This is a genomic window from Kitasatospora sp. NPDC088861 (assembly GCF_044750105.1).
GTDB lineage: Bacteria > Actinomycetota > Actinomycetes > Streptomycetales > Streptomycetaceae > Kitasatospora.
In genome coordinates, this window is the sequence record NZ_JBIVJF010000002.1 from 503,053 (window position 1) to 529,259 (window position 26,207).

Here is a 26,207-nt window from a genome sequence, read left to right on the forward strand (position 1 = left end):
GCTCTCGGTGGCGGCTCGATAGCTATGACGGTCGTTGCCTCGGTACGGGCGTCCACATCGCTCCGAGCGATCCCGATGACCGCTGACCCCCGCGGGTGCGGGGAGAACTCATGCCGCTCTTGACCCGCGCGCGCCGGATCCGGCTGACCCCCGCGGGTGTGGGGAGAACAGCTTCAACCGGTGCCCCCGCCCCAACTGCGTCGGCTGACCCCCGCGGGTGCGGGGAGAACACGAAGTCGCAGGACCCGAGGGCGTCGGCGACCGGCTGACCCCCGCGGGTGCGGGGAGAACGCGGCCCGTGCCAACGTCGCCGGCTGGCTCTGCGGCTGACCCCCGCAGGTGCGGGGAGAACGAGATCACCCACCTCAAGAACGAGATCGACGACGGCTGACCCTCGCGGGTGCGGGGAGAACCTGCCGCGGGCCCCGCGGGACCTCGCCGGGGACGGCTGACCCCCGCAGGTGCGGGGAGAACATGACTAACCGGCCCCGGTCCGAGTACGACCACGGCTGACCCCCGCGGGTGTGGGGAGAACCGTTGGTGGTCCGGTCCTGGCCGCGCACGGGGCGGCTGACCCCCGCGGGTGCGGGGCGAACGCCCGTGAGCCGATCCCCACCGGGCCGAGCGTCGGCTGACCCCCGCGGGTGCGGGGAGAACGCCGCGTACCGGGACAGGTGCCAGTCGAGCACCGGCTGACCCCCGCGGGTGCGGGGAGAACAAGGTCAGCGACGTGATGCGCAACGCCCACAACGGCTGACCCCCGCGGGTGCGGGGAGAACCGGGCAACAGGCGAGGTCATGCAGTTGGACCTCGGCTGACCCCCGCGGGTGCGGGGAGAACGCCCGAGCGCTAGACGCCGCGGGGGTCGTCGCCGGCTGACCCCCGCGGGTGCGGGGAGAACCCGGCCGTCTCGCGGGCGTTCCCGCCGAGATTCGGCTGACCCCCGCGGGTGCGGGGAGAACTCCGGCAAGGCCTTCGGCACCGCGATGGCGGCCGGCTGACCCCCGCGGGTGCGGGGAGAACTGCCCCGACTGCGGCACCGGCTGCGATCTCGACGGCTGACCCCCGCGGGTGCGGGGAGAACGCCCGAAGACCCGCACGCCCAGCCCGTCACCCCGGCTGACCCCCGCGGGTGCGGGGAGAACTCGTAGAACGGGCTGCGCCCGACGCTGCCCGACGGCTGACCCCCGCGGGTGCGGGGAGAACGGCGGGTTCGGCGGCGGGTCGCTCTTGGGCGCCGGCTGACCCCCGCGGGTGCGGGGAGAACTCGGACGGTCCTTGTAGTCCCGGGCGTACGGCCGGCTGACCCCCGCGGGTGCGGGGAGAACCCTATGGATCAAGGGTGTTCACGCGGCAAGGGCGGCTGACCCCCGCGGGTGCGGGGAGAACGGATCACCAAGAACATCCGAACCACCGGGCACCGGCTGACCCCCGCGGGTGCGGGGAGAACCCTGAGGCTGGCGTTTACCGGGCCTATATGAGCGGCTGACCCCCGCGGGTGCGGGGAGAACGCAGGGTCGGGACCCGTCCGCCGGAGGTGGCCCGGCTGACCCCCGCGGGTGCGGGGAGAACCTCGACGCCATCCGCAATGCCTCGTGGGAGTACGGCTGACCCCCGCGGGTGCGGGGAGAACGAGGGTCCTACCCTCATCTTCCCGGCCGACGCCGGCTGACCCCCGCGGGTGCGGGGAGAACCCCGCTTCGGCGCCGGGAAGAAGTCCGAGATACGGCTGACCCCCGCGGGTGCGGGGAGAACCTGCAGGCATGGGGGGAGCGGGAGAAGGGCAAGGGCTGACCCCCGCGGGTGCGGGGAGAACCCTTCGCGACCTGGGACGTTGTGGCGGCTTTGCCATTTCTTTGCGTGGCTTGGCGCGTTGTTGTGGGGACGTCTCAACGTCGCTGGCGAGGTGTTGAGGTGTCAAAGGGCTTGCGAATCATCCCACGTGTCGGTGACGTGCGGGGCCGATCGCCCTATACGTACGGTTCGCTGCCGCCGGGCCCGCGGACCGCCCAGTTTCGTAAGCGCTGGGAGGTGTGGACTGCGCCTGCTGGGCCGAGTGGGATCCGGGCGCAGCGGGTGCGCGAGGCCGTGGAGGAGGTGACGTGAGGTGCGCGGAACCAGGGTTGGCGTGGGTCCGATCGGGAACAGTTCGTGCTTCCCGTGGCGGTTTCGGAAGTGGTTGTTGCGGCTGGCGCCTTCGGCAGGTGGGCCGGCTGTGCGCCAGGCGTGGTGAAAGGATCTGTCCGGGCCGCCACCGCCTCCTCACCTCCCTCGGGGGCCGCACCCAGTCCCCCCCCCACAGGACCTTGACGCAGCCGCCGCCCTCTGCCGCTCCCTGCTCGCCGAACTCCGTGTCCTGGTCGTCCTCGACAACGTCGCCACGGTCAGCCAGGTTCGCCCCCTGCTACCCGGCAGCGCCAGCAGCCGGATAGTCGTTGTCAGCCGCAGCCGGCTCTCCGGCCTCGCCGTGTGCGACGGCGCCCGCCGCCTCATCCCCGGCACCTTGCCGGAGCCTGAAGCCGTCGCCCTGCTGCGCACCGTCACCGCGGGTCACCGGCCGTAGGGCGACCCCGCCCAGCTCGCCGAACTCGCCCGGGTCTGGGCCAAACTGTCCCTGTCCCTGTCCCTGGTCCTGCACATCGCGGTCGAACGCGCCGCCGGCCTGCCCCACAGGGGACTGGACGAGCTGATCTCCGACCTGCGCTACGAATCCGCCCTGTGGGACGCCCCGAGCGTGGAGACGACGAGGACGCCGACGCCGTCCGCCCTTCGGCAACTCGACTGCCACGGCGCCACCCCCGAACGCCTGCGCGTCATCGCCCCTTCCGCGCCCTCGGCCGCGAAGCCCGCGGAACCTGCCGCAGCCTCAGCGCCTGGACCACCGACCTCCTCGACGTCGCCGCCAGCCGCGTCAAACGCCGCTTTTACGTCATCGGCGACCGCGCGCCCCACGTCGGTGTCCTCGCCGCCGAACTCCCCGCCTGCCACCATTCACGCCCGCGGCACCTGGCCCCGCGACGACCCCGGACAGGCGGATGCACCCGGGTAGACCGTTCGGCGGCGCCGTCCGGAGCGCGGGAGATTTGTCGGACGACGGGCGGTCTGAAGCTGCCATCGTCGAGAAGCGGTGAAACGAACTGACTTGTCAAACCGGCCCGGGCGAGCTGGCAGGCCTCGTCAGGTGATCCGAGCGGCCCTGAACCCGGGGAGGCGCCGTCGGTCGAGGCCGCCCCTGGGCTCTGCTCAACTGTGGCTGCCTGTGGGTCAGTTGTCGCCCAGGTCGTAGGCCGCGGTGACGGGCGCGTGGTCGGACCAGCGCTCGGTGTGGGTGGCGGCGCGTTCGACGCGGGCGTCGGTGGCGCGGGCGGCGAGGCCCGGGGTGGCGACCTGGAGGTCGATGCGCCAGCCGGAGTCGTTGTCGAAGGCGCGGCCGCGGTAGGACCACCAGGAGTAGGGGCCGGTGCGGTCGGGGTGGAGGGTGCGGACGACGTCGACGTAGCCGGCTTCGTCGTAGACGCGGGAGAGCCAGGCGCGTTCTTCGGGGAGGAAGCCGGCGGACTTCTGGTTGGCCTTCCAGTTCTTGAGGTCTTCGGGGCGGTGGGCGATGTTCCAGTCGCCGCAGACGACGACCTCGCGGCCGTCGGCGGCGGCGCGGGTGCGGAGGGCGGTGAGGTGGACGAGGAATTCCGCCATGAAGCGTTCCTTCTCGTCCTGGCGTTCGGTGCCGACCTCGCCGGAGGGGAGGTAGAGGCTGGCGACGGTCAGCCCCGGCAGGTCGATCTCGACGTACCTGCCCGTGTTGTCGAACTCCTCGGACCCGAATCCGATGACGGTCCGCTGCGGCTCCTGGCGGGACAGGACGGCGACGCCGGCCCGGCCCTTGGCGACGGAGGGGGCCCAGACCGCGTGCCAGCCGTCGAGGTCGCGCAGTTCGACGGGCAGTTGCTCCGGCTCGGAGCGCACCTCCTGGAGGCAGACCACGTCCGCCTCGGTGCCGGCCAGCCACTCGACGAAGCCCTTCTTGGCCGCCGCCCGGATTCCGTTCACGTTCACACTCGTCACCACGATCACCCGGGCAGCCTACCGAGTGCCGGGGCCTGCGCCGAAGCGTGACGCGCGCCGCCGCGGGATGACGTGAACGCGGCATGAATGTGTGCGACAGTCGCACCAAGCCGCGCCATTGGTCTTGACCATCTCCGGACGATGCCCCTAGGGTCGCTTACTGCAAAGACCTTTAATAAAGAAGGACGGATAAAAGCCCGCTCTCCCACCTGCCGCATCCGCGGACAGCGGGCCCGGGATCCGCCCTCCTTACCGCAGGGTGGACGAAGCAGGGTGGAGGACACGGTGGGGACGACTGGACAGCTTTCGGCGGTGCCGGAACCGAAGTACTGGCACCTGCGTACGGTGCTGCTGCGGGCCATCGACTCGGAGTTCTCCACCGGCCAGGTCCTGCCCAACGAGCGCGAGCTCTCCGCCCGCTTCGGAGTCGCCCGGGCGACCCTGCGGCAGGCCCTCGACCAGCTGGAGCTGGAGGGTCGCCTGGTGCGTCGCCGGGGGATCGGCACCCTGATCGCCGCCCCGCGGGTCGGCGTCCCGGTCAACCGGCAGGAGGAGGGCTGGCCCGGCGTCGGCCGCAGCCACGCCTGGCGGACGGTCGACTGCACCACCGCCCCCGCCCCGGCGCAGCTGGCCAAGGGCCTCGGCATCGCCGAGGGCGCCACCGTGCACACCGTTCGCCGGGTTCGCCTGGTGGAGGGCCGGGCGGTGGCCACCGAGTCGCTGCACGTGCCGGCCGCCGCGCTGCCGCACCTGCCCGGCTTCCGGGCAGAGAGCGACCGGGCCCGCTCGGTGCTGCGCCAGCTGGAGCGGCTGGAGGTGGACGGCGAGTCCCGCGCGGTCGAGCTGGGTGTCGCCGAGGCCGACGAGGCCGCCCTGCTGGAGCGCCCGCCCGGTTCGCCGGTGCTGGTGATGACCACCCAGTACGCGTCGGCCGGCCGCCTGGTGGCGCTCGCCGTCGCCACCTACCGGGCCGACACCTGCAAGCTGACCTTCGGCTCGACCGGGCTGGTCGAGGTCACCCCGGTCGGGGCTGCGGCCGAGGTCCGCACCGCCTCCTGAACCACTTTTCCGACACCCTCAGACCGAGGCCCGAACGCCCAACTGGCGTCCGGGCCTCGGCCGTTGTGTGGGTTGAGTTGTGTGGGCGGAGTGGTCCGGGCGGAGCTGGGTCCGGACCGCTGCCCGGGCGGAGCTGAGTCCGGACCGCCGCCCCGGGTTCAACCCAGGGCGGGGCGGTCCGGGGCCGTCAGGCGCGGCCGTTGCCGGTGGTCGGCGGGTCGACGGCGAACAGCTGGTCCTCGACGTGGTCGAGGGCGACGCGGAGCGCGCCCATCGCCACGACCTCGGAGCCGAGCGCGGCGAGCGCCACCTCGGGCGCGCGGAGGGTGAACTGGGCGAGGCGCTCGCGCAGCGGCTCCAGGACGCCGTCGAGGCCGGCCGCCCAGCCGCCGATCACGACGAGCTGTGGGTCGATGGCGAGGACGAGCGCGGCAACGCCCTGGACCAGGCGGGTGAGGAAGCGGTCCATGGCGACCTTCGCGACCTCGTCGCCCTCCCGTGCGAGCCGCAGGACGCGGGCGACGGCGGCCTCGTCGAGCGGGTTGAGCGGCTTGCCGGTGGTGGAGAGGAGCCGCTCGGGGGTGACCTCCTGGCCGAGCAGGTGGAGGGCGCCGATCTCGCCGGCCGCCCCGCCGTAGCCGCGGTGCAGCCTGCCGTTGATGAGGGAGCCTGCGCCGGGGCTGAGGCCTGCCATGACGAAGACGACGTCACCGGCGCCGACCGCCGCGCCCTGCCAGTGTTCGGCGATGGCGGCGAGGTTGGCGTCGTTCTCGATCAGGACGGGGCAGCGGAAGGAGCGCCGCAGCCGGGCGCCGAGGTCGAGGCCGGTCCAGCCGGGCATAGCGGTGCCGAGTTGGATGGTGCCGTCGCGGTCGACGATGCCGGGGGTGCCGATGCCGACGGCCCAGAGGTTGTCGCGGGAGATGCCGGCCTTGCGCAGGACCTCGGCGACGGCGGTGCGGACGGCGGCGAGCCGGTCCTCGGCGTCCAGGGTCTCGTCGACCGGCTTGAAGTGACTGCCCACCACCTCGCCGGTGAGGTCGGCGAGGATGACGTGGATGTCGTGCACGCCGACCTCGATGCCGAGGATGTGTCCGGCCTCGGCGCGGAAGCGGAACCAGCGGGCCGGTCGGCCGCGCCGGCCGGTGCCGGGCTGGCCGTCCTCCTTGGGCTGGTCGACCTCGGCGACCAGCCCGGTTTCGACCAGACCCTCGATGACGCCCTCGACGGTCGGGCGGGAGAGCCCGGTCTCGCCGACGAGCTGGGTGAGGGTCACGGAGTGGCCGGTCCGCAGCGCCCGAAGCGTGACCGCCGCGTTGATCCGCCGCAGCAGCGAGGAGTCTCCTCCGGTGAGCCGATCCGCCAATGCGATGCCCTTCGCCGTTCGCGCGACTGCCCTGGCGCGCGGTGTCGAGTGCGCGGTGCCCACCGAATGGCCCGCGGGGGTGTGCCACCCCCGGAACGCGGCACGGCGGCGCGGGGCCGCCTGCGCCAGGGCCGGAGGACAAGCGGAGCCTACCCGGGGGTGGGCCCGCTGGGCGAGAATCCCTGCAGCTCATCCAGGCTTCGGTATCGAAATGGTACGCATCGGGTGGTGGTGCACGACCCGGGCTTCACGGCCCGGCCACGGGCCGCCCGCCGCCGGGCCGCCGGGACCGTACCGACCAGCGGGAACGGGCGGAGAACAGCGAGCCGAGGCTCAGCCGGGAGCCGGCCGACAGGGCGCTGAGCACGGAGCCGGCCGCCACGGGGGAGTCGGGCACGGCCCGATGGTAGCGGCGGCTCAGGGCATCCGCGCCGCGAACAGCCGCTGCCCGAGCAGTCCCATCGGGTGCCCGTCCTCGGGCAGCGCGAGGACGGTCGGGCAGCCGGCGGAGGTGAGGGCGGCCCGCCAGCGCTCGGCGGGGAGCGCCGGGAAGGCGGGGAAGCCGGGGGCAGCGGCGGACACCGGGAAGGTGGGAGCGGCAGGGTGGACGGGAGCGGCAGGGTGGACAGGGGAGGCGGGGAAGGCCGGGGAGTCGGTGCGGGCCTCGGCGTCCCCCGTGATCAGCAGGTCGAGCTGTTCGCCGGTGGGCGCGAGCAGCAGCAGCTGCCCACCGGGCGCGAGCTGGTCGACCACCTCCGGGACGACGGTGTCCGGGTGGCCGGTCACGGTGGCGACGACGAGGTCGTATCGGCCGCCGTCGGGCAGCTGGTGGTGGTCGGCGCCGGGGCGGGGCCGGGTGGCGAGGGCCCGGGTGACGGTGGAGTCGGCGTCGTCCTGGCCGAGTTCGAGGATGCGCAGCGGCTGCGGCCCGTCGTGGGTCTCGGCGATGCCGCGGACCAGCGCGCCGAGGGCGGCGCCGAGGTAGCCGCGAGCGGCCGTCCAGCGGATCGGGGCGGCGGCCGGGCGGGGGGCCTCCTCGCCGGTGATCAGCCGGGGCAGCCGTAGTGCGCCGCGCCGGATCCGGTCCAGGGCGGAGACCGGGCCGAGTCCGTCGTTCCAGGCCTCGACGGCGGGCCGCCAGGCCTCCCGGACCTCGGCCGCGGTGAGCTCGGGTCGGCCGTAGTGGACGTCGCCGTGCCGGGTGATCAGGCCGTGCCGGGTGAGGGCGTCGAGCCAGCGGCCGACCCGGGGCCGCTGGGCGGGGGTGACGAGGGCGGCGGCGAGGATCTCGGCCTCGGTGTGTCCGCGCCCGGGGTCGGTGAGGACGCCGCTCTGCTGGAGGGTCAGCAGCAGCGCGGACAGTACGGCGTGGTCGAGGTGGGTCCCGAAGGCCTGGACCTGTTCGGCGGTGACGCCTATGGCGTGCTTCCAGGCGATGGCGTCGGCGGCGTCGGCGGCGGTACGCAGTCGCCGGTCGGCGGCTTCGGCGTGGCTGTGCGGGGCGCGGACGTGGGCGAGGACGGCGCCGAGCGCGTCGACGGCGGCGTACACGTCGTCCTGTCGGGGTTCGGGGCCGACGTGCAGGACGAGCCGCAGGGCGCCGAGGTCGTGGTCGGCCAGGTCGGGGCGGCGGCTGAGTCGCCACAGCAGGGTGGAGGGCAGGCTGAGGTGGGTGGTGGCGCTGGCGGCGAGGTCGACGAGCTGCCGCTCGGGGTCCTGCCGGGGGTCGCCGCAGTGGACGGTCCCGCCGGCGAGCAGGGTGGCGAGGGCCAGTTCGACGGCGAGGTCGGTGGCGGGGTGGAGCACGGTGTGCCGGATGGGCGGCGGGCCGAGGACGCCCGCCCAGTGCCGCAGCCGCTGTTCGGCGGTGCGGGCGGCGGAGGGCGGCAGCGCGGCGTGGGCGGCGACGCGCTGGGCGAGGGCCCGGGGCAGGCCGCCCGGCGGGGAGACGCCGAGCAGCAGGCCGATGCCGCTGATCGCGCGCCCGTCGGCGACGACGGCGGGTCGGTCGCCGAGTTCGCGCAGCGCGCTGACCAGGGCTGGAGTCGTGGGCACGGTGATCACTCCGGGGTGCGGGGGAGAAGCCGCACTACTGAACCACGCGGTCGGGCCGGGTGATGCCGTGCACGGGTCAAACTTCTGTAATGATTTTCATATCGGACAGCCAAGGTGGGGGTCCGATCTCCACCCGAAGTGGTCGGAACTTCACATTCCGGATCCGGTGTGCGACCCCTTGACAGTCGGTGCGGGCGCTGGGTTACTTGGCGTGGGGGTCGTCCTGACCGAACGATCGGTCGGTGCGCCCGTCCTGGCCGACCTGCGGAGGAGCGACGATGACCGGCAGCGCACCCGCCCCGCGCCCGTACGGCGATGAGCCCGCCTACGGCGAAGCGCCCGTTTACGGTGAAGCGCCCGCCTGCGGCGAAGTGCCCGCCCGGCGCCTGGGTGAGCCGATCCCGCCCGCGCTGCTGGACGCCGGCGAGCGGATGGGCGTTGACGAGCTGCGCGCCCACCAGCTCACCCGTCTCCGGGCCACCCTGCGCCACGCGTACGACAACGTCGAGCTGTACCGCCGCAAGTTCGACGCGGCCGGCGTCGGCCCCGAGGACTGTCGCACCCTGGCCGACCTCGCCCGCTTCCCCTTCACCACCAAGGCCGACCTGCGCGAGGGCTACCCGTTCGGCATGTTCGCCGTCCCGATGGAGCGGGTCCGCCGGCTCCACGCCTCCAGCGGCACCACCGGGCGCCCGACCGTCGTCGGCTACACCGAGCACGACCTCTCGATGTGGGCCGACGTGGTCGCCCGGTCGATCCGCGCGGCCGGCGGCAGGCCCGGGCACAAGGTGCACATCGCGTACGGCTACGGGCTGTTCACCGGCGGCCTGGGCGCGCACTACGGCGCCGAGCGGGCCGGTTGCACCGTCATCCCGGCCTCCGGCGGCATGACTGCCCGGCAGGTGCAGCTGATCCAGGACTTCCGTCCCGAGATCATCATGGTCACCCCCTCCTACCTGCTCACCCTGCTCGACGAGTTCGAGAAGCAGGGCGTCGACCCGCGCAGCACCTCGCTGCGCATCGGCATCTTCGGTGCCGAGCCGTGGACGGAGGAGATGCGGCGCGAGATCGAGGACCGGCTCGACCTGCACGCCGTCGACATCTACGGCCTCTCCGAGGTGGTCGGCCCCGGCGTCGCGCAGGAGTGCGTGGAGACCAAGGACGGGCTGCACATCTGGGAGGACCACTTCTACCCGGAGATCGTGGACCCGTTCACCGACCAGGTGCTGCCCGACGGTGCGAGCGGCGAACTGGTCTTCACCTCGCTCACCAAGGAGGCGCTGCCGGTCATCCGCTACCGCACCCGCGACCTCAGCCGGCTGCTGCCCGGCACCGCGCGGCCGGCCTTCCGACGGATGGAGAAGGTCACCGGCCGCAGCGACGACATGATCATCCTGCGCGGGGTGAACGTCTTCCCGACCCAGATCGAGGAGGTCCTGCTGCGGACCCCGGGCGTCGCGCCGCACTTCCAGCTGCGGCTCACCCGGCAGGGACGGCTGGACCGCATGACCGTCCGGGTCGAGGCGCGGCCGGACGCCCCGGCCGAGCAGCGGGCTGCGGCGCGGGAGGCGATCGTCCGGGGGGTGAAGGACGGGGTGGGCGTCACGGTCGCGGTCGAGGTGGTGGAGCCGTACGCGCTGGAGCGCTCGGTCGGGAAGATCCGGCGGGTGGTCGACGAACGGGGGTGAGGCCGACGGGGGCCCGCAGCCCTGGGGCCTGCCGGAGGCGTAGGGCTGTCCGGGGGGATGCCCTACGCCTCCGGCGTCTATCGCCGTCCCGCCGGCCCCCGGCCGCTGCCTGCTGTCCCGCCAGCCTCCGCCTCGCGGACGCCTTTTGACGGACACCCGCCGACGGAAGCTTGAGACCCATTCGGCGCACCGGGATCGTGGTCGCGGCCGAAGGTTCCCAGACTCGAACGAAAGAGGGGTGGACCCAACCAATCGGAAAGGCATCCTCATGAGCATCGGGCTGCGCCGCGTCCTCGCGGTGACCGCAGCGATTTCCCTCGGCCTGGGCGCGGCGTCCTGCGACAGCGCGACGCAGTCGTCCAGCGGCGGCTCCGGCGGCGGCCCGGCTCCCCTCCCGGCCGCGGCCGGGAGGGGAGCCGGGCGGATAGCCCTGCTGCTGCCGGAGGCCACGACGACCCGCTACGAGCAGTTCGACCGGCCGCTGATCGAGAAGAAGATCAAGGAGCTGGCGCCGGACGCGCAGATCGACTACTACGACGCCGGCCAGGACGCCGCCGTCCAGCAGACCCAGATCGACGCCGCCGTGAAGAAGGGCGCCAAGGTGCTGATCCTGGACGCGGTGGACGCCAAGTCGATCCAGGCGTCGATCCAGAAGGCGCACGACGCGGGCGTCAAGGTGGTCGCCTACGACCGCCTCGCCCAGGGGCCGGTCGACGCCTACGTGTCCTTCGACAACCGCAAGGTCGTCGAACTGCGGGGCCAGGCCGCGGCGGCGGTGGACGGCACGGCGGACGGCGGCGAGACGATCACGACCAACGGCTCGCCCACCGATCCCAACGCGGCCGACCCCAACACGGCTGACCCGAACGCGGCCGACCCCAACACGGCTGATCCGAACGCTGCCGCACCCAGCGCGGTCGACTCCAGCGCGTCCGGTTCCGAGGTGTCGGGCCGGAGTGTCCCGCTGACCGGCCAGGACTTCCAACTCGACGGCGTGCAAAGGATCCTGGCGGGCGCCCAGGCCATGTCGGTCTACAAGCCCTTCAAGTCGGAGGCCGACGTGGCCGCGCAACTGGCCGTCGACCTGGCCTACGGCCAGGAAATCGGCGGTGCCCTCGTGCCGACCACGGTGACCAGCGGCAGCAGCGACAAGGTGCCGGCCGGCCTGATCGCCCCGGTCGCGCTCACCAAGGACAACATCAAGGCCACCGTGGTCGCCGACGGCCTCTTCACCGTCGCCCAGATCTGCACGCCGGACTACGCCGCCGCCTGTTCCGCGGCCGGCCTCCAGTAGCTGCGGCGGGCGTGAGCACCCCCGTGCGGGCCCTATGCTGCGGAGATGCCGAGTGAGCTGCGCACTCTCAAGCCGGAGACCGATCAGCCGGAGACCCACCAGTCGGAGACCCACCAGTCGGAGGCCGATCCGTCGGAGGCCGACCTCGCCTTCATCCGGCGCGAGACTGAGCTGAAGCCCGTCCCGTTCGTCCCCGAGGTCGGCCTGCACATGGCCGAGGACGCGATCACCCTGTGGGAGACCACCGAGCGGGCGCGGGGGGAGGTCGGACTGCCGCCGCCGTTCTGGGCGTTCGCCTGGGCGGGCGGGGTGGCCGTCGCCCGCCACGTGCTGGACCACCCCGAGCTGGTGGCCGGGCGGGCGGTGCTCGACGTGGCCGCCGGGGGCGGGGTGGTCAGCGTCGCGGCCGCGCTGAGCGGCGCTGCGTCCGTGCGTGCCGCCGAGATCGACGCCTACGCGGTGGCCGCCATCGGCCTCAATGCCGAGGCCAACGGCGTGCGCGTGGAGGCCGCGCTGGTGGACCTGGTGGACGGCGACGGCGCCCCGGCCGACGTGGTGCTCGCCGGCGACGTCTTCTACGAACGGGCCATGGCCGCCCGCTTCCTGCCCTTCCTGGAACGGGCCGCCGCGCGCGGTGCCACCGTCATCGTCGGCGACCCCGGCCGGGCCTACCTGCCCCGGGAGCGGTTCACCGCGCTCGCCGCCTACCAGGTGCCGGTCGTCGCCGACCTGGAGGACACCGCCGTCAAGACCACCACGGTGTGGCGGCTGGGCTGACGGCCCGTCCGTCCAGGCTGCGGAATTCCCGGCCGTCGGGCGGAACCGCCTGCTAGACAGGCCGCCATGACCGAAGAGATCGCCCCGCGCACCGCTGCCCCCGACGGGATCGCCCTGCGCACCGCCACCCCCGACGAGATTCCCGCCCTGCTCGCCCTCTGGGCCCGGGCGGCGAAGGGCGCCAGCATCACGGACGACGCCCCGGGCGTGGCCGCGCTGCTCGCCCGGGATCCGGAGTGCCTGATCGTCGCCACCCCGGCGGGCGACCCGGCCGCCGTCCTCGGCACCGTGATCGCCGGCTGGGACGGCTGGCGCTGTCACCTCTACCGGCTCGCCGTCGACCCCGACCACCGCCGCCGGGGCATCGGCGCCGCCCTGCTCGCCGCCGCCGAGGAGCGCTTCGCCGCGCTCGGCGGCCGACGCGCGGACGCCATGGTGCTGGACGACAACGCCCTCGGCCACCGCACCTGGGCGGCCGCCGGTTACCGTCCCGAACCGCAGTGGAGCCGCTGGGTCAAGCCGCTGACCGCCTGATCCCGCCCCCGTCCGTGGACGCCGTCCAGCGGGTGGGGACGGCGCTGGGGAAGCTGAAGTAGCCGCAGCCCGCCGGGACGTGCCCCGGCGGCGGGAGGGCGCGCGACGGCCGGATACCGTGGGACGTATGCGAATGCCGAGGCGGTGGTTCCGTCGGCCGGACCACGGCGAGGAGGCCTTCCAGGACGGGCTCCAGAGGTCGCTGGAGCGGTTCCACGGCGACCTGCTGAACTACCCCGCCGACGGGCCCTGGGACGAAGTCGCCTACTGGGACCCGCTGTCGGCCGTCCGGCTCTCCGGCGGCGGGGTCGGTGACGGGCGCTGGGAGGACCGGAGCCGGCTGGGCGTGCCCGGACCGTTCTACGCCGGTATGACGGACACCGGCCTCAACGGGCCGTTCTACCTGCCCGCGCACGTCCTCTCCGGCGAGGAGCACTGCGAGTTCGTCTACCGCCAGCCTGGCGGACTCCGGGAGTTGGCGGCCCTCGTCGGGGTCGCCCAGATGGAGCCGATCGGCGGCTTCAACTGCGACGGCGGCGACTACTGGACGCCGGAGACCGTCCGGGCGTGGTGGCACGGGCGGGACGCCGTCCGGGAGTGGATCGCCGCCGAACTGGCCGACACCGACGGGCGCAACGACCCCGAGGCGTTGCGCGGGTACGCGGCGTACCTGGACGACGGGCTGGAGGACTACCTGCGGGGCTACGTCTTCTGGTTGACCGAGGGGCGCGAGCCGGGGCTCGACGAACCGCTGCCGACACTCTGACGCCTCACGCTCTGCACGCGGCACTGCGACGTGCGGCACCCGGGCGTTCCCGGGTGCCGCAGCTGTCGTTCCGGGGGCTCAGCCTCGCAGTTCGGCGAGCCAGGCCTCGACCTCGGTGGAGGTGCGGGGGAGGCCGGCCGAGAGGTTCTCGTTGCCGTCCTCGGTGACCAGGATGTCGTCCTCGATCCGGACGCCGGTGCCGCGGTACTCCTCGGGCACCGTCAGGTCGTTCTGCTGGAAGTAGATGCCCGGCTCGACGGTGAGCACCATGCCCGGCTTCAGCGGGCCGTCGACGTGCTCCTCGGTGCGCGAGTGGGCGCAGTCGTGGACGTCGAGGCCGAGCATGTGGCCGGTGCCGGCCAGGGTGAAGCGGCGGTGCAGGCCCAGCTCGTACACCTTGTCGGCGGTGAGGTCGCCGAACAGGCCCCAGGAGGTGAGGTGTTCGGCGAGCTCGCGCTGGGCGGCGTGGTGGAAGTCGCGGAAGTCGGCGCCGGGCTTCACCGCGGCGATGCCGGCTTCCTGTGCTGCGAACACCGCGTCGTAGACCTTGCGTTGCAGGTCGGTGAAGCGGCCGCTGACCGGGAGGGTGCGGGTGACGTCGGCGGTGTACAGGCGGTTGGTCTCCACGCCGGCGTCGAGTAGCAGGAGGTCGCCGGGCTTGGCGTGGCCGTTGTTGCGCACCCAGTGCAGGGTGGTGGCGTGCGGGCCGGCCGCGGCGATGCTGCCGTAGCCGATGTCGTTGCCCTCGATCCGGGCCCGGACGAAGAAGGTGCCCTCGATCAGCCGCTCGGGGGTCTCGGTGTCGGTGCCGAGGATGCGCACCACGTCCTCGAAGCCGCGGGCGGTGGCCTCGCAGGCGAAGCGCAGCTCGGCGATCTCGAACTCGTCCTTGACCAGGCGCTGGCCGGACAGGAAGACCTCGAACTCCGCGTCCCGCTCGGCGACGGCCCGGCCCTGGAGGGACTGCTCCACGCCCGCGTCGTGGCGGCGCAGCACGCGCACCGGGCCGGTGGCCGCGCGCAGATCGGCGTGGACGGTGCGGACGTCCCGGCAGGGCAGGCCGAGCAGGCGCTCGCTCTCGGTCAGGCTGTTGCGGCGGCCGTCCCACAGCTCGCCGTGGTTGTCCAGCCAGAATTCGCCGTTGTCGGTCCGGGAGCGGTCGCGCAGGTAGACGGCGGCCCGGTGGCCGGCGTCGCCGGTCGGTTCCAGGACCAGCACGGCGTCCTGGGACTGGTCGCCGGTCAGGTAGACGTAGTCGGAGGACGGGCGGAACGGGTAGTCGGTGTCGTTGGCCCGCACCTTCGGGTTGCCGGACGGGATCACCAGCAGCTCGCCGGGGAAGGCCGCGGACAGCTCGGCGCGGCGGCGGGCCGTGTGCGCGGCCTGCGGGATCGGCTCCAGGGCGCTGCGCTCGGTGTCGGCCCAGCCCTGCTTCATGTTCTCGGCGAGCTCGTCCGTGACGCCGCGGGTGAGGCCGTTCTTGCGGTACTTGATGGTCTCGGCGGGTTCGGTCACAGCAGACTCTCCAGGTGAGGGTGGTGGATGCAAGGTGCTTCGCTACGCTGACCTGCCCGGTACGTAACAAGCGTTATGTACGGTATATCGAGCAGAGTTCGAAGAGAAGGGGTAGGCGCCTCGCGGAACCGGCCGACCTGCCTGGCGGCCAGGCCTTCCACCTGCGCAACGACAACGCCACCCGGCGGCCTGGATCAAGTACGGCGCCCCGACCGGACCCGGCTGGTCGGCAGCCGAGGATCTCAGACGGTGCCGAAGTCGCCGGACTTGACGCCGGCGACGAAGGACTGCCAGGCGTCGGCGCCGAAGGCGAGCTGAGGGCCCTCGGGGTCCTTGCTGTCGCGGACGGGGAGGATGCCGGGGAGTCCGGGTGCGACCTCGACGCATTCGCCGCCACCGTTGCTGTACGAGGACTTCAGCCAGGAGGTGGGCTTGACCGTCGCGATGGGGAACATGGCGTGGAACTCCTTGAGACGGGCGTGGATGAGGGCCAACGAGTCCTCGCATGAGAGGGCTTGGGCCTGGAGCCAATGGTAAGTCCTTGCGAGGGAACGGATCTTGTTCTCGTCCTCGCGCTCGACGTAGCCCCGTTGGATGGTTTCGAGGTAGGCCATCCACTTCTCGTCCGGGCGGGTCAGCAGCGTGAACGGCGTGGTCGCCGGGAGGCCTTCACCGAGACTGGACGGCGCGATCTGCAGCATGACGTGCGGAAGGCCGGCCACGCTCTCGAGCCGGCGAAGCTGCTCGGCCATGACGAAGGGGCCGCCAACGGTTCGCAGGCAGCTCTCCTCCATGACGATGTGGATGGAGGGGGGTGGTTCGCGGTACAGCAGGGCCTGCCGCGCCATGCGGACATTCAGGCGTTCGATGACTTTGTCCTCGGGGATCTCACCTCGTTGGGCTGCGGCGTTGATGAGCGCCGATGCGTAGCCCCGCGTCTGGAGCAGCCCCGGGATGACGTTCAGCTGGAAGATCTTGAAGGCGGTGGCCTTGGCCTCGTGTTCGATGTACGCGAGGTACCCGCCGATCAAGGTGGTGCTCTTGGCGGTCCAGTACAGGAGCTCAAGCGCCTCGCAGGTGTCGAGTTCCTTGTCGCATCGCCGGACGAGGTTCAGCGGCGCGGGACGGTCTCCGTTCTCGATCATGGAGATGAGTGAATCGCTGTAGTTGGTCCGCCGCCCGAGCTCGATCTGAGTGAGCCCTCTCGCCTTGCGGAAGCGCCGGAGCTGAACGCCGATGGCTGCGTTCGGAGATGAGGTTGGGTCTACTTCCCGCTGAGGCATGGCAACCACCCATTTCCACAGTGCTCGCTGTCAAAGTGAAGCTCTTCCGATGCTAGCCGCGATTGGCCACTCTTGGTGAGGAGTTAGCAACAGAGAGGAGTTATTCCGTGGATATGACGAACGTTCAATCTGGCGAAAGCATCGTCCTGCGGCGGAACTTTCCGCCCTGCCGGTGCCCGCAGTGCGGCGATTCCGTTCCCGAGGCGCGGATGGGCAGTGGCGCCATCGCCCCGGCGGCGCCGCCCGTGCGGCGGGTGACGCCGCCGTCCGAGCCCTACCGGCCGGCCGTTGTCGGCGAGCGGGTCTACGACGTCCGCTCCGGGTGCTGGGCCGTCTTCATGGGGTGGCAGCACGGGCTGGCCTTCCTCCGGCCCGTCGGAGGTGGCGTGGAGTGGGACACCGAAGCGCGTTGGATCACGAACAGCGAAGAGTGCGATGCCCCATGAGCAGCATGATCGACAAGGTCACGGCCGAGGACCGTCGCGCCGCGGCCGACATCCTCGACGACCTCCAGGCCGTCCTGAGCGCCGCCGAGGTCAAACTGCCCTCCCTCGGCATCGACTGGCGCTCGGCCAAAGCCACCGGAGTCATCCTGATCGACCTCGGAGCCGCTCGGCCGGACGTCATCGAGCGGCTGGTCGTCGTCCTCCGCAGGGGAATGCGACCGTAATCGCCTCCGGCGCCATCGCCATCGGGAGCTTCGCGCTCGCGGGTGTGGTTTTCCTCGCGATTCCTGAGCGTGTTCCCACGGAGGCGAGTGCCTTGGTGTTCGTCCTTATCCTCTTCGCCTCCTCGACGGGGGGATTCGCGCTTGCCGCAGGGTGGATGAGGGTGCAGACATGACGGCGCGGGCTTCGAGAGGTCTCGAAGCCCGCGCCGAGGTTCCGGTGTCAGGCGCCGTTGAGGGCGTAGGTGCGGAAGGTGGCCAGCAGGGGGAGGACCTCGGTCTGGCTCGGGTCCTCGGTCACGGCGCGCATGGAGTCGATCACCGCGCGGGCGATGGCCTTGGTCACCGCCAGGTCGTCCGGGGGCGCGAGGGCGCCCCAGGTCTTCAGGGCCTGGGTGAGCAGGGCGCTCATCCGGGCGCCGATGTTGGAGCTCACCGCGTCGGAGAGTTCGGCGATCTCCTCGTCGCTCATGGTGGACCGCAGGCCGAAGGCCAGGGCCATCAGGGTGTCCATCGCGTGCTCGCCGTACGCGGCGACCAGCGCCGGGAGCGACCGCTCGTCCGCACCGCCCGCGGCGAGGGCGGACAGCGCCTCGTCGTCGTCCTTCCACGCAGCCTCCAGGGCGGCCAGGGCCCGAAGAGACTCGTCTACCGTCATCCCGTCTGTCATGGGAGGAACGGTATTGAGCCCGTAGCGTCCGAACCCAGGGTTCGGGCGCCGGAATCACCCCTTCGAGCGAAGCGGGGCCTGTTCGGGCCGATGGGTGTGCGCGAAGTGCTTCGCGTCCCAGCTGCCGCCCAGCTCCGGGGCCAGCGAGGCGAGCGCGAGGGCGGCGAAGTCCGCGGCGGCTGCGGCGCGTTCCGGCAGGGCGCCGAGCAGCGGGGCGCCGGCCGAGCGCGGCAGGTCGGCGAGGTTGCACCGTTCGGCGAGCCCGGGGGAGGAGGGCCAGGAGCCGACGACCACGCCCGCAAGGGGGAGTTGACGCGAAGTCAGGGCCTCCGCCGAGAGCGCGACGATGTTCAGCGTGCCCAGCCCGGCGGAGGCGACGAGCAGGACCTCGGCCGGCAGCCCGGCGTCCAGGACGGCCCGGGCCTGGTCGGCGAGGGTGCGGCCCTCGTCGTCGTAGCGGACGAGCAGCCCGCCCGCGCCCTCGACCAGGACCAGGTCGTGCGCGGCGGCCAGTTCGGCGACGGCGGTGGCTACCTCGGCGGGGGAGAGGAAGGGCATCCCGGCCCGCCGGGCGGCGGTGTCGGGCGCCAGCGGCTCCGGGTAGCGGACGAGTTCACGAATCGTCAGATCGCCTGCCAGGCGCCGGACTTCGGCCGCGTCCCCGGGCTCGCCCGGCGCGACGCCGGTCTGCCCGGGCTTGAGCACGGCGACCTTCTGCCCGCCGCGCAGCGCCGTCGAGGCGAGGGCTGCGGTGGCGACGGTCTTGCCGACCTCGGTGTTGGTGCCCGTCACGAACAGGATGCGGGCGCTCATCCGGCCACCGCCGCAGCGGTCACGGCGTCGGCGATGCGTGCCACGTCCTCGTCCTCCGTCACGTAGGGGGGCATGGTGTAGATCAGGTCCCGGAAGGGCCGCAGCCAGACGCCGGCCCGGGCGGCCGCCTCGGTGGCCGCCGGGACGTTCACCGGGTGGTCCAACTGGACGACGCCGATGGCGCCCTGGACCCGGACGTCCCGGACGCCCGGGAGGCCGGCGGCGGCCGCGAGCCCGTCGGCCAGTCCGGCCTCGATGCGCTTGACCCCGACCGTCCAGTCCTGGCCCAGCAGCAGCTCCAGCGAGGCGTTGGCGGCCGCGCAGGCCAGCGGGTTGCCCATGAAGGTCGGCCCGTGCGCGAGCACCGGCATCTCGCCGCGGCTGATGCCGTCGGCGATCTCGCCGGTGCACAGCGCGGCGGCGAGGGTCAGGTAGCCGCCGGTGAGTGCCTTGCCCAGGCACATCACGTCCGGCGAGACGCCCGCGTGGTCGGCGGCGAACAGCGCGCCGCTGCGGCCGAATCCGGTGGCGATCTCGTCGAAGACGAGCAGCACCCCGTACCGGTCGCAGAGTTCGCGCAGCATCCGCAGGTAGGCGGGGGAGTGGAACTGCATCCCGCCGGCGCCCTGCACCACCGGTTCGACGATGACGGCGGCCAGCTCGTCGGCGTGCCGGGCCATCAACTCCTCGAACTCGGCCGCGTACCCGGCGTCGAGCGGGGCGTCGAACCCGGCCGGCGGCTGCGGGGCGAACAGCTGCCCGGGCAGCACCCCGCCCCACAGGTGGTGCATGCCGCCGTCCGGATCGCAGACGGACATCGGGTGGAAGGTGTCGCCGTGGTACCCGCCGCGCCAGGTCAGCAGCCGGCGCTTGGCCGGGCGGCCGGTGGACTGCCAGTACTGGAGGCACATCTTCATCGCGACCTCGACGGCCACCGAGCCCGAGTCGGCGAGGAAGACGTGTTGCAGCGGCTCGGGCGTGATCTCGACCAGCGTCGCCGCCAGCCGGACGGCGGGCTCGTGGGTGAGCCCGCCGAACATGACGTGGCTCATCCGCCCCAGCTGCTCGCGCACGGCCTCGTCCAGCACCGGGTGCCGGTAGCCGTGGATGGCCGCCCACCAGGACGACATCCCGTCGACGAGCTCGCGCCGCCCGCCCGCGACGGGCTCGGCGAGGCGCAGCCGGACCCCCGAGGCGGATTCGACCACGTACGGGGTGGCGGTGCCGGGCATCGGCCCGTACGGGTGCCAGACGTGGGCGCGGTCGAGGGCGAGCAGCGTGTCCGCGGACAGCTGGGGCATGATGCGTCAGTCTCCAGAACTATCAGGCATTGGGCGCGAGTTCGGTGCCGGCGCCGCGCAGCCGGACCTTGACGAGGTCGCTGCGCAGCTCCCCGTCCGAGGCGTCGGTGTCCTCCGCGGCCGACGCAGGGGTGTCCTCCGAGGCCGGGGCGTGCGCGTGCCCGCCGCACGGGCCGCAGCCGCCGCCGCTGCCGCAGGCCGACGCGGCGGTGCCGCAAGCCGACGCGGCGGAGGAGGCCGCCGCGACGTCCGCGCGGTGGCGGGGCAGGGTGGCCTCGCCGGCGCCCTCGACCTCGAACCCGGCGTCCTTGATCATGTCGAGGTCGGTCTGCCCGGCCTGGCCCTCGCTGGTCAGGTAGTCGCCGAGGAAGATCGAGTTGGCGAGGTGCAGGCCGAGCGGCTGCATCGAGCGCAGGTGCACCTCGCGGCCGCCGGCGATCCGCACCTCGGTGTCCGGGTTGACGAAGCGGACCATCGCCAGGATGCGCAGGCAGCGCTGCGGGGTGAGGTTCCACTCCTTGGCGAGCGGCGTGCCCTCGAACGGGATCAGGAAGTTGACCGGGACGGAGTCCGAGCCCAGCTCGCGCAGCGCGAACACCACGTCGACCAGGTCCTCGTCGCTCTCGCCCATGCCGGCGATCAGGCCGGAGCAGGCGGACAGGCCCGCGCCGTGCGCCTTCTTCACGGTGTCCACCCGGTCCGCGTAGGTGTGGGTGGTGGTGATGTTGCCGTAGGTCTTCTCGGAGGTGTTGAGGTTGTGGTTGTAGGCGTCGGCGCCGGCCGCCTTCAGCCGCTCCGCCTGGTTGTCGGAGAGCAGGCCGAGGCAGACGCAGATCTCGACCTCGGGGTCGGCCTCCTGGATGGCGGCCATGGTGTCGGTGACCCGGTCGATGTCACGGTCCGTCGGGCCGCGGCCGCTGGCGACCAGGCAGACCCGCTTGGCGCCGCCGGCCACCCCGGCCCGGGCCGCCTCGGCGGCCTGGTCGGGCTTGAGCCAGGTGTACTTGAGGATCTCGGCCTTGGAGCCCAGCCGCTGCGAGCAGTAGTTGCAGTCCTCCGGGCAGAGCCCGCTCTTGAGGTTCACCAGGTAGTTGAGCTTCACGCGTCGGCCGAACCACCTCCGGCGGACCTTGCCGGCCGCGGCGACGACGTCCAGCAGCTCGTCGTCGGTGGTAGCGAGGACGGCCAGCGCCTCCTCGCGGGTCGGGACTTCGCCGCGCAGGCCCTTGGCGGTGAGGGTATCGAGCAGATCCATGGGGCCGATCCTGCCTGGTGGCGCTCGAATGGCGCCAGAGGGAACCCGCCAGAAGATCGGCGGAAGGATGTGCCACTTGCCACAGTGTCGAAGCTCACGGTGTCGCCGCTGGTCACGAGCTTGACGCCGGGGCGAATCGGAGGTTACCGACCGGTAGGAGGTAGTCGTGGCGAGGGGCCGGGGAGGCCGGCGCGGGGCGGTCGTCGGTACGCGCGCCGGACGGTCGCGGACACCCGCGCGCGGCGGTGACCGGCAACCGCCCACCCAGTGATCCACGCCACCCGACGGTTGCTTAGAATCTGCGCCATGACCACGCAGGGGGAGCGCACCCCGACTCCGGGAGAGGGCCAGAACGGCCAGGCAGTGCGGCGGACCGGCGGGGCCCCCGCCGGCGCGGGCACGGACCTGATCGGTGGTCGGGGCGGCGGCAGGGGCAGGCGGTTGACGGCCCGCCGGGCGGTGGGCTGGGTCGTCGTGGTGGGAGTGGTGGCCGCCGGCGGATGGATCATTACCCGCCCGATGCCCGGCGACTACATACCCGGGCTCGGCCCGTCCACCAAGGATGCGGCCAGGACGCCCCCGGTGGTCGGCACCCCGCCGCCGCACACCGACTCCGAGGGCCTCAATGCCGACAGCCTCTTCCCCGCCCAGCGGCCGGTCGAGGCCGCCGGGTACAAGGCCCGGCGTGGCGCCATCCGGCAGGGCGAGAACTGCGCCGAGGTCCTGCAGGACCGCACCCAGGAGCTGTTCCGGGACAGCGGCTGCCATGCCTACCTGATCGTCAGCTTCTCCGGCGTCGACCGCCCGGTGCTCAGCAGCGTCACCGTCCTGCGCTTCGGCGACCAGGCCGCCGCCACCCGGGCCGCCGACACCCTGCGCGGCAAGCCCGGCGCACTCGCCTTCATCCTTCCGGACGCCAACACCGCCCCCGCGCCGTCGTCCGGCGCGCCCAAGTCGGCCGAGCCGCGGGTCGAGGCGGTCGGGCACTACGTGACGGTGACCGGCTCCCGGCTCAGCGAGGCCCGCACGCCCGGCCCCGGCGCCCCGTCCACCCCGGCCGCGACATCGTCGGGCCCGGCGCCCAGCGCCGAGCAGACCCTGGAGGAGGCGACCCGCGCGCTCTCCTACGCGGCGGGCGCGCCGTTCGTCTGGATGTGACGCCTCGCCGGCCCCCCCCGCTCCGGGAGCCGGCGACTTCGAAGCCGGGGTTGACGGTCCGTCAGCCGCCCAGCCGGTCCACCGCGGTGACCCGCAGCACCGCCCGGCCCTCCTCGTCCGAGCCGTACAGGTCGACCTCGGCGCTGATGCCCCAGTCGTGGTCGCCCTCCGGGTCGTCGAAGATCTGCCGGACCTTCCAGGCGGAGTCCTCCTCCTCGATGATCAGCATCTTGGGGCCGCGCGCGTTCGGGCCGGTGCCGAGGTCGTCGTACTCCTCCCAGTACCCGTCCATGGCGTCCGCCCAGCGGTCCGCGTCCCAGCCGTACGAGCCGTCCAGCTCGGCGAGCTCCTCGTAGTGCTCCAGCGCGCACAGCTCGACCCGGCGGAACAACTCGTTGCGCACCAGCACCCGGAACGCCCGCGCGTTCGCCGTCACCGGTGCCGGCTTGTCGTCCAGCGTCACCTCGGGGGCCTGCGGGTCCGTCGGGTTGGCCAGCTGCTCCCACTCGTCCAGCAGGCTGGAGTCGACCTGGCGGACCAGCTCGCCGAGCCAGGCGATGACGTCCTTCAGGTCGTCGGTCTTCACGTCCTCGGGGACGGTCTGCTCCAGCGCCTTGTACGCGCTCGCCAGGTAGCGCAGCACGATGCCCTCGGTGCGCGCCAGCTCGTAGAAGCCGACGTAGTCCGAGAAGGTCATCGCCCGCTCGTACAGGTCGCGGACCACCGACTTCGGCCTCAGCTCGTGGTCGCCGATCCACGGGTGCGCCCGGCGGTACACCTCGTACGCGTGGGTGAGCAGTTCCTCCAGCGGCTTCGGGTAGGTGATCTCCTGGAGCCGCTCCATCCGCTCCTCGTACTCGATCCCGTCGCGCTTCATCTCGCCGACGGCCTCGCCGCGCGCCTTGTTCTGCTGCGCGGCGAGGATCTGGCGCGGGTCGTCGAGGGTCGCCTCGACCACCGAGATCACGTCCAGCGCGTACGAGGGCGAGGTCGGGTCGAGGAGCTCGAAGGAGGCCAGGGCGAAGGTGGAGAGCGGCTGGTTGAGCGCGAAGTTCTCCTGGAGGTCGAGGGTGAGGCGCACGATCCGGCCCTCGGCGTCCGGCTCCGGCAGCCGCTCGACCACGCCGCCCTGCAGCAGGGAGCGGTAGATCGCGATCGCGGTGCGGATGTGCCGGCGCTGCGCGGTGCGGTCCTCGTGGTTGTCGGTGAGGAGCTTGCGCATCGCCTCGAAGGCGTTGCCGGGGCGGCCGATCACCGACAGCAGCATCGCGTGGCTCACCTTGAACCGGGAGACCAGCGGCTCCGGGTCGGCGCCGATCAGCTTGTCGAAGGTCTCCTCGGTCCAGCCGACGAAGCCCTCCGGCGCCTTCTTGCGCACCACCTTGCGCTTCTTCTTCGGGTCGTCCCCGGCCTTGGCGATCGCCTTGTCGTTCTCGATCACGTGCTCGGGCGCCTGCGCCACCACCTGTCCGACGGTGTCGAACCCGGCCCGGCCGGCCCGGCCGGCGATCTGGTGGAACTCCCGGGCGCGCAGGATCCGCACCCGGTTGCCGTCGTACTTGGACAGCGCCGTGAACAGCACCGTACGGATCGGCACGTTCACCCCGACGCCCAGCGTGTCCGTCCCGCAGATCACCTTCAACAGGCCCGCCTGGGCCAGGCGTTCGACCAGCCGGCGGTACTTCGGCAGCATGCCCGCGTGGTGCACGCCGATGCCGTGGCGCACGAAACGGGACAGGTTGCGGCCGAACTTGGTGGTGAAGCGGAAGCCGCCGATCAGGTCGGCGATGGCGTCCTTCTCCGCCTTCGAGCACATGTTGATGCTCATCAGCGACTGCGCCCGGTCCACCGCCTCCTTCTGCGTGAAGTGCACCACGTAGACCGGCGCCTGGCCGGTCTGCAGCAGCTCCTCCAGGGTGTCGTGCATCGTGGTGCGGCGGTACTCGTAGAACAGCGGCACCGGGCGGGTCGTGTTGCGCACCACCGTCGTCGGGCGGCCCGTCCGGCGGGTCAGGTCCTCCTCGAAGCGGCGCACGTCGCCGAGCGTCGCCGACATCAGCAGGAACTGCGCCTGCGGCAGCTCCAGCAGCGGGATCTGCCAGGCCCAGCCGCGGTCCGGCTCCGCGTAGAAGTGGAACTCGTCCATGACCACCTGGCCGACGTCCGCCCGGAGCCCGTCGCGCAGTGCGATCTGCGCCAGCACCTCGGCCGTGCAGCAGATGATCGGCGCGGTCGGGTTCACGCTCGCGTCGCCGGTCATCATGCCGACCTGCTCGGTGCCGAACATCTTGACCAGGTCGAAGAACTTCTCCGACACCAGCGCCTTGATCGGCGCCGTGTAGAACGTCCGCTTCCCCTCCGCCAGCGCCGCGAAGTGCGCGCCCGCCGCCACCAGGCTCTTGCCCGACCCGGTCGGCGTCGCCAGGATGACGTTGTTCCCCGACACCAGCTCGATCAGTGCCTCCTCCTGCGCCGGGTACAGCGTGATCCCGCGCTCCTCCGCCCACGCGGCGAAGGTCTCGTACAGCGCATCGGGCGTGGCGGGCTTCGGCATCAGATCAAGGAGGGTCACCCGGCTATCTTGCCTGCTCGCCGCCACCCCGGGCAAAGCCCGCCCTCCGCCGGCACCCGCCCCGGGACTGTCCGGATCGCTGCACCGGCGGCCGCGAAGCTGTGCGCGGCCGCCCATTGATCGCGGCGGCGGCGCCGTGCCAGAGTGCCGGGCATGGTCCAACCGCTCGCGTCCGCAACGCACACCACCGACCTCGCCCCGGCGGCCGTCTTCGACTGGCTCGACGAGGCCGCCGAGCTGCGGGCCGAGGCCGGGCTGACGCGTCGGCTGCGCAGCCGCGCGGCGCAGGACCCGGTGCTCGACCTGGCCGGGAACGACTACCTGGGGCTGACCAGGCACCCGGCGGTGACGCAGGCGGCCGCCGAGGCGGCGCTGCGCTGGGGCGGGGGGTCGACCGGGTCGCGGCTGGTGACCGGGACGACCGCGCTGCACACCGAACTGGAGGAGGAGCTCGCCGCGTTCTGCGGGGTGGAGGCGGCGCTGGTGTTCTCCTCCGGCTACACCGCCAACCTGGCCGCGCTGACCGCGCTCACCGACCCGGACACGCTGATCGTGTCGGACGCCTACAACCACGCCTCGCTGATCGACGGCTGCCGGCTCGCCCGCGCGGACGTCCACCGGGCCCCGCACAGCGACCCGCAGGCCGTCCGGGAGGCGCTGGAGCGCCGGACGCAGCGGCGGGCGCTGGTGGTCAGCGACTCGGTGTTCTCGGTGGACGGCGACGCCGCCCCGCTGGCCGGGCTGTCCGCCGCCGCCCGGGCGCACGGCGCCGCGCTGCTGGTCGACGACGCGCACGGGCTGGGCGTCCTCGGCCCCGGCGGCGCCGGGGCGCTCGCGGCGGCCGGGCTCGCCGGGCAGCCGGACACCGTCGCCACCGTCACGCTCTCCAAGTCGCTCGGCTCGCAGGGCGGCGCCGTGCTCGGGCCGCGCCGGGTGATCCGCCACCTCACCGAGACCGCCCGCACCTTCATCTTCGACACCGGCCTCGCCCCGGCCGCCGTCGCCGCCGCCCTCGCCGCCCTGCGCCTGCTGCGCGCCGAGCCGCACCGCGCCGACCGCACCCGCGAGGTGGCCCGCGGCCTCGCGGCCCGGCTGACCGCCGCCGGGCTCCGGGCCTGCGAGCCGGACGCGGCCGTGGTGTCGGTGCGCGCCCCGGGCGCGGAGGCCGCCGTCGCCTGGGCCGCCGACTGCCGGCGGGCCGGGCTCGCCGTCGGCTGCTTCCGCCCGCCGTCCGTCCCGGACGGGGTGTCCCGGCTGCGGCTCACCGCGCGCGGGGACCTGACGGACGCGCAGCTCGCGGAGGCGGTCCGGATCATCGCCGAGCTGGCGCCGGAGGGCGCCCGGGTCGGCTGACACCTGGGCCGGGAGGGCC

21 protein-coding genes and 1 CRISPR repeat array are annotated in these 26,207 nt (G+C 72.9%); of the genes, 10 read left to right on the forward strand and 11 right to left on the reverse strand.

Going from position 1 to position 26,207, the window contains the following annotated elements; genetic code table 11:
- The first annotated feature begins 79 nt into the window (after positions 1-79).
- Positions 80-1,816: a CRISPR direct-repeat array (repeat unit 29 nt; unit sequence CGGCTGACCCCCGCGGGTGCGGGGAGAAC).
- 1,448 nt (positions 1,817-3,264) lie between these two features.
- Entirely contained in the window at positions 3,265-4,071 is an 807-nt protein-coding gene (locus tag ACIP37_RS05945; protein WP_363586692.1) for an exodeoxyribonuclease III, read from the reverse strand.
- 276 nt (positions 4,072-4,347) lie between these two features.
- On the opposite strand from ACIP37_RS05945, the gene ACIP37_RS05950 reads away from it, so the two are divergent.
- Positions 4,348-5,121, forward strand: coding sequence for a GntR family transcriptional regulator (locus ACIP37_RS05950; RefSeq protein ID WP_363586693.1), 774 nt, complete (start codon positions 4,348-4,350; stop codon positions 5,119-5,121).
- A gap of 187 nt (positions 5,122-5,308) precedes the next feature.
- Here the strand turns inward: ACIP37_RS05950 and ACIP37_RS05955 are convergent, their stop codons facing one another.
- The 3 genes from ACIP37_RS05955 to ACIP37_RS05965 all read right to left on the reverse strand — a co-directional run bounded on the left by ACIP37_RS05955 (position 5,309) and on the right by ACIP37_RS05965 (position 8,542).
- On the reverse strand, positions 5,309-6,487 hold the full coding sequence (locus ACIP37_RS05955; protein ID WP_363586694.1) for an ROK family protein: 1,179 nt from the start codon (positions 6,485-6,487) through the stop codon (positions 5,309-5,311).
- A 247-nt stretch (positions 6,488-6,734) separates the two neighbouring features.
- Positions 6,735-6,884: a hypothetical protein gene (locus tag ACIP37_RS05960; RefSeq protein WP_363586695.1), complete on the reverse strand. Its 150-nt coding sequence runs from the start codon at positions 6,882-6,884 to the stop codon at positions 6,735-6,737.
- 20 nt (positions 6,885-6,904) lie between these two features.
- Positions 6,905-8,542: a hypothetical protein gene (locus ACIP37_RS05965; protein ID WP_400802894.1), complete on the reverse strand. Its 1,638-nt coding sequence runs from the start codon at positions 8,540-8,542 to the stop codon at positions 6,905-6,907.
- Positions 8,543-8,973: 431 nt separating this feature from the next.
- On the opposite strand from ACIP37_RS05965, the gene paaK reads away from it, so the two are divergent.
- From paaK to ACIP37_RS05990, 5 genes are all read left to right on the forward strand, one after another.
- On the forward strand, positions 8,974-10,230 hold the full coding sequence (paaK, locus tag ACIP37_RS05970; protein WP_363586719.1) for a phenylacetate--CoA ligase PaaK: 1,257 nt from the start codon (positions 8,974-8,976) through the stop codon (positions 10,228-10,230).
- A gap of 268 nt (positions 10,231-10,498) precedes the next feature.
- Positions 10,499-11,524 carry a substrate-binding domain-containing protein gene (locus ACIP37_RS05975; protein ID WP_400802892.1) on the forward strand — a complete coding sequence of 342 codons (1,026 nt, stop codon included), beginning with the start codon at positions 10,499-10,501 and terminating at the stop codon, positions 11,522-11,524.
- Positions 11,525-11,569: 45 nt separating this feature from the next.
- On the forward strand, positions 11,570-12,301 hold the full coding sequence (locus ACIP37_RS05980) for a 50S ribosomal protein L11 methyltransferase (RefSeq protein ID WP_363586698.1): 732 nt from the start codon (positions 11,570-11,572) through the stop codon (positions 12,299-12,301).
- A gap of 66 nt (positions 12,302-12,367) precedes the next feature.
- Positions 12,368-12,835: a GNAT family N-acetyltransferase gene (locus ACIP37_RS05985; protein ID WP_400802889.1), complete on the forward strand. Its 468-nt coding sequence runs from the start codon at positions 12,368-12,370 to the stop codon at positions 12,833-12,835.
- 127 nt (positions 12,836-12,962) lie between these two features.
- Positions 12,963-13,601, forward strand: a complete 639-nt coding sequence (locus ACIP37_RS05990; protein ID WP_400802886.1) for a hypothetical protein — start codon at positions 12,963-12,965, stop codon at positions 13,599-13,601.
- 78 nt (positions 13,602-13,679) lie between these two features.
- Here the strand turns inward: ACIP37_RS05990 and ACIP37_RS05995 are convergent, their stop codons facing one another.
- Positions 13,680-15,116, reverse strand: a complete 1,437-nt coding sequence (locus ACIP37_RS05995; protein WP_400802883.1) for an aminopeptidase P family protein — start codon at positions 15,114-15,116, stop codon at positions 13,680-13,682.
- 242 nt (positions 15,117-15,358) lie between these two features.
- Positions 15,359-16,399: a Scr1 family TA system antitoxin-like transcriptional regulator gene (locus ACIP37_RS06000; protein ID WP_400802880.1), complete on the reverse strand. Its 1,041-nt coding sequence runs from the start codon at positions 16,397-16,399 to the stop codon at positions 15,359-15,361.
- A 107-nt stretch (positions 16,400-16,506) separates the two neighbouring features.
- Here ACIP37_RS06000 and ACIP37_RS06005 point away from each other — a divergent pair, with 107 nt between their 5' ends.
- Both ACIP37_RS06005 and ACIP37_RS06010 read left to right on the forward strand, forming a co-directional pair.
- Positions 16,507-16,845: a hypothetical protein gene (locus ACIP37_RS06005; RefSeq protein WP_400802877.1), complete on the forward strand. Its 339-nt coding sequence runs from the start codon at positions 16,507-16,509 to the stop codon at positions 16,843-16,845.
- Complete coding sequence (locus ACIP37_RS06010; protein ID WP_363586702.1) at positions 16,842-17,069, forward strand: hypothetical protein; 228 nt, start codon at positions 16,842-16,844, stop codon at positions 17,067-17,069. Before ACIP37_RS06005 ends, ACIP37_RS06010 begins: the two co-directional genes overlap by 4 nt.
- Positions 17,070-17,289: 220 nt before the next feature.
- On the opposite strand, the gene ACIP37_RS06015 is transcribed toward ACIP37_RS06010, so the two are convergent.
- Genes ACIP37_RS06015 through bioB form a run of 4 tightly spaced genes read right to left on the reverse strand, consistent with a single transcriptional unit; the run spans position 17,290 to position 21,105 of the window.
- Positions 17,290-17,736, reverse strand: coding sequence for a hypothetical protein (locus tag ACIP37_RS06015; protein ID WP_363586703.1), 447 nt, complete (start codon positions 17,734-17,736; stop codon positions 17,290-17,292).
- Positions 17,737-17,790: 54 nt separating this feature from the next.
- Positions 17,791-18,549, reverse strand: coding sequence for a dethiobiotin synthase (bioD, locus tag ACIP37_RS06020; RefSeq protein WP_400802873.1), 759 nt, complete (start codon positions 18,547-18,549; stop codon positions 17,791-17,793).
- On the reverse strand, positions 18,546-19,850 hold the full coding sequence (locus ACIP37_RS06025; protein WP_400802871.1) for an adenosylmethionine--8-amino-7-oxononanoate transaminase: 1,305 nt from the start codon (positions 19,848-19,850) through the stop codon (positions 18,546-18,548). The genes bioD and ACIP37_RS06025 overlap by 4 nt, the downstream gene beginning before the upstream one ends.
- A 22-nt stretch (positions 19,851-19,872) precedes the next feature.
- On the reverse strand, positions 19,873-21,105 hold the full coding sequence (bioB, locus tag ACIP37_RS06030) for a biotin synthase BioB (RefSeq protein ID WP_400802868.1): 1,233 nt from the start codon (positions 21,103-21,105) through the stop codon (positions 19,873-19,875).
- Between the two features lie 306 nt (positions 21,106-21,411).
- Between bioB and ACIP37_RS06035 the strand changes: the two genes are divergently transcribed.
- Positions 21,412-22,263, forward strand: coding sequence for a hypothetical protein (locus ACIP37_RS06035; RefSeq protein WP_400802866.1), 852 nt, complete (start codon positions 21,412-21,414; stop codon positions 22,261-22,263).
- A gap of 61 nt (positions 22,264-22,324) precedes the next feature.
- Here ACIP37_RS06035 and ACIP37_RS06040 read toward each other — a convergent pair whose 3' ends face one another.
- Positions 22,325-24,817, reverse strand: a complete 2,493-nt coding sequence (locus ACIP37_RS06040) for a DEAD/DEAH box helicase (protein ID WP_400803799.1) — start codon at positions 24,815-24,817, stop codon at positions 22,325-22,327.
- A gap of 171 nt (positions 24,818-24,988) precedes the next feature.
- Between ACIP37_RS06040 and ACIP37_RS06045 the strand changes: the two genes are divergently transcribed.
- Positions 24,989-26,188 carry an 8-amino-7-oxononanoate synthase gene (locus ACIP37_RS06045; RefSeq protein WP_363586709.1) on the forward strand — a complete coding sequence of 400 codons (1,200 nt, stop codon included), beginning with the start codon at positions 24,989-24,991 and terminating at the stop codon, positions 26,186-26,188.
- The last annotated feature ends 19 nt before the right edge of the window (positions 26,189-26,207 follow it).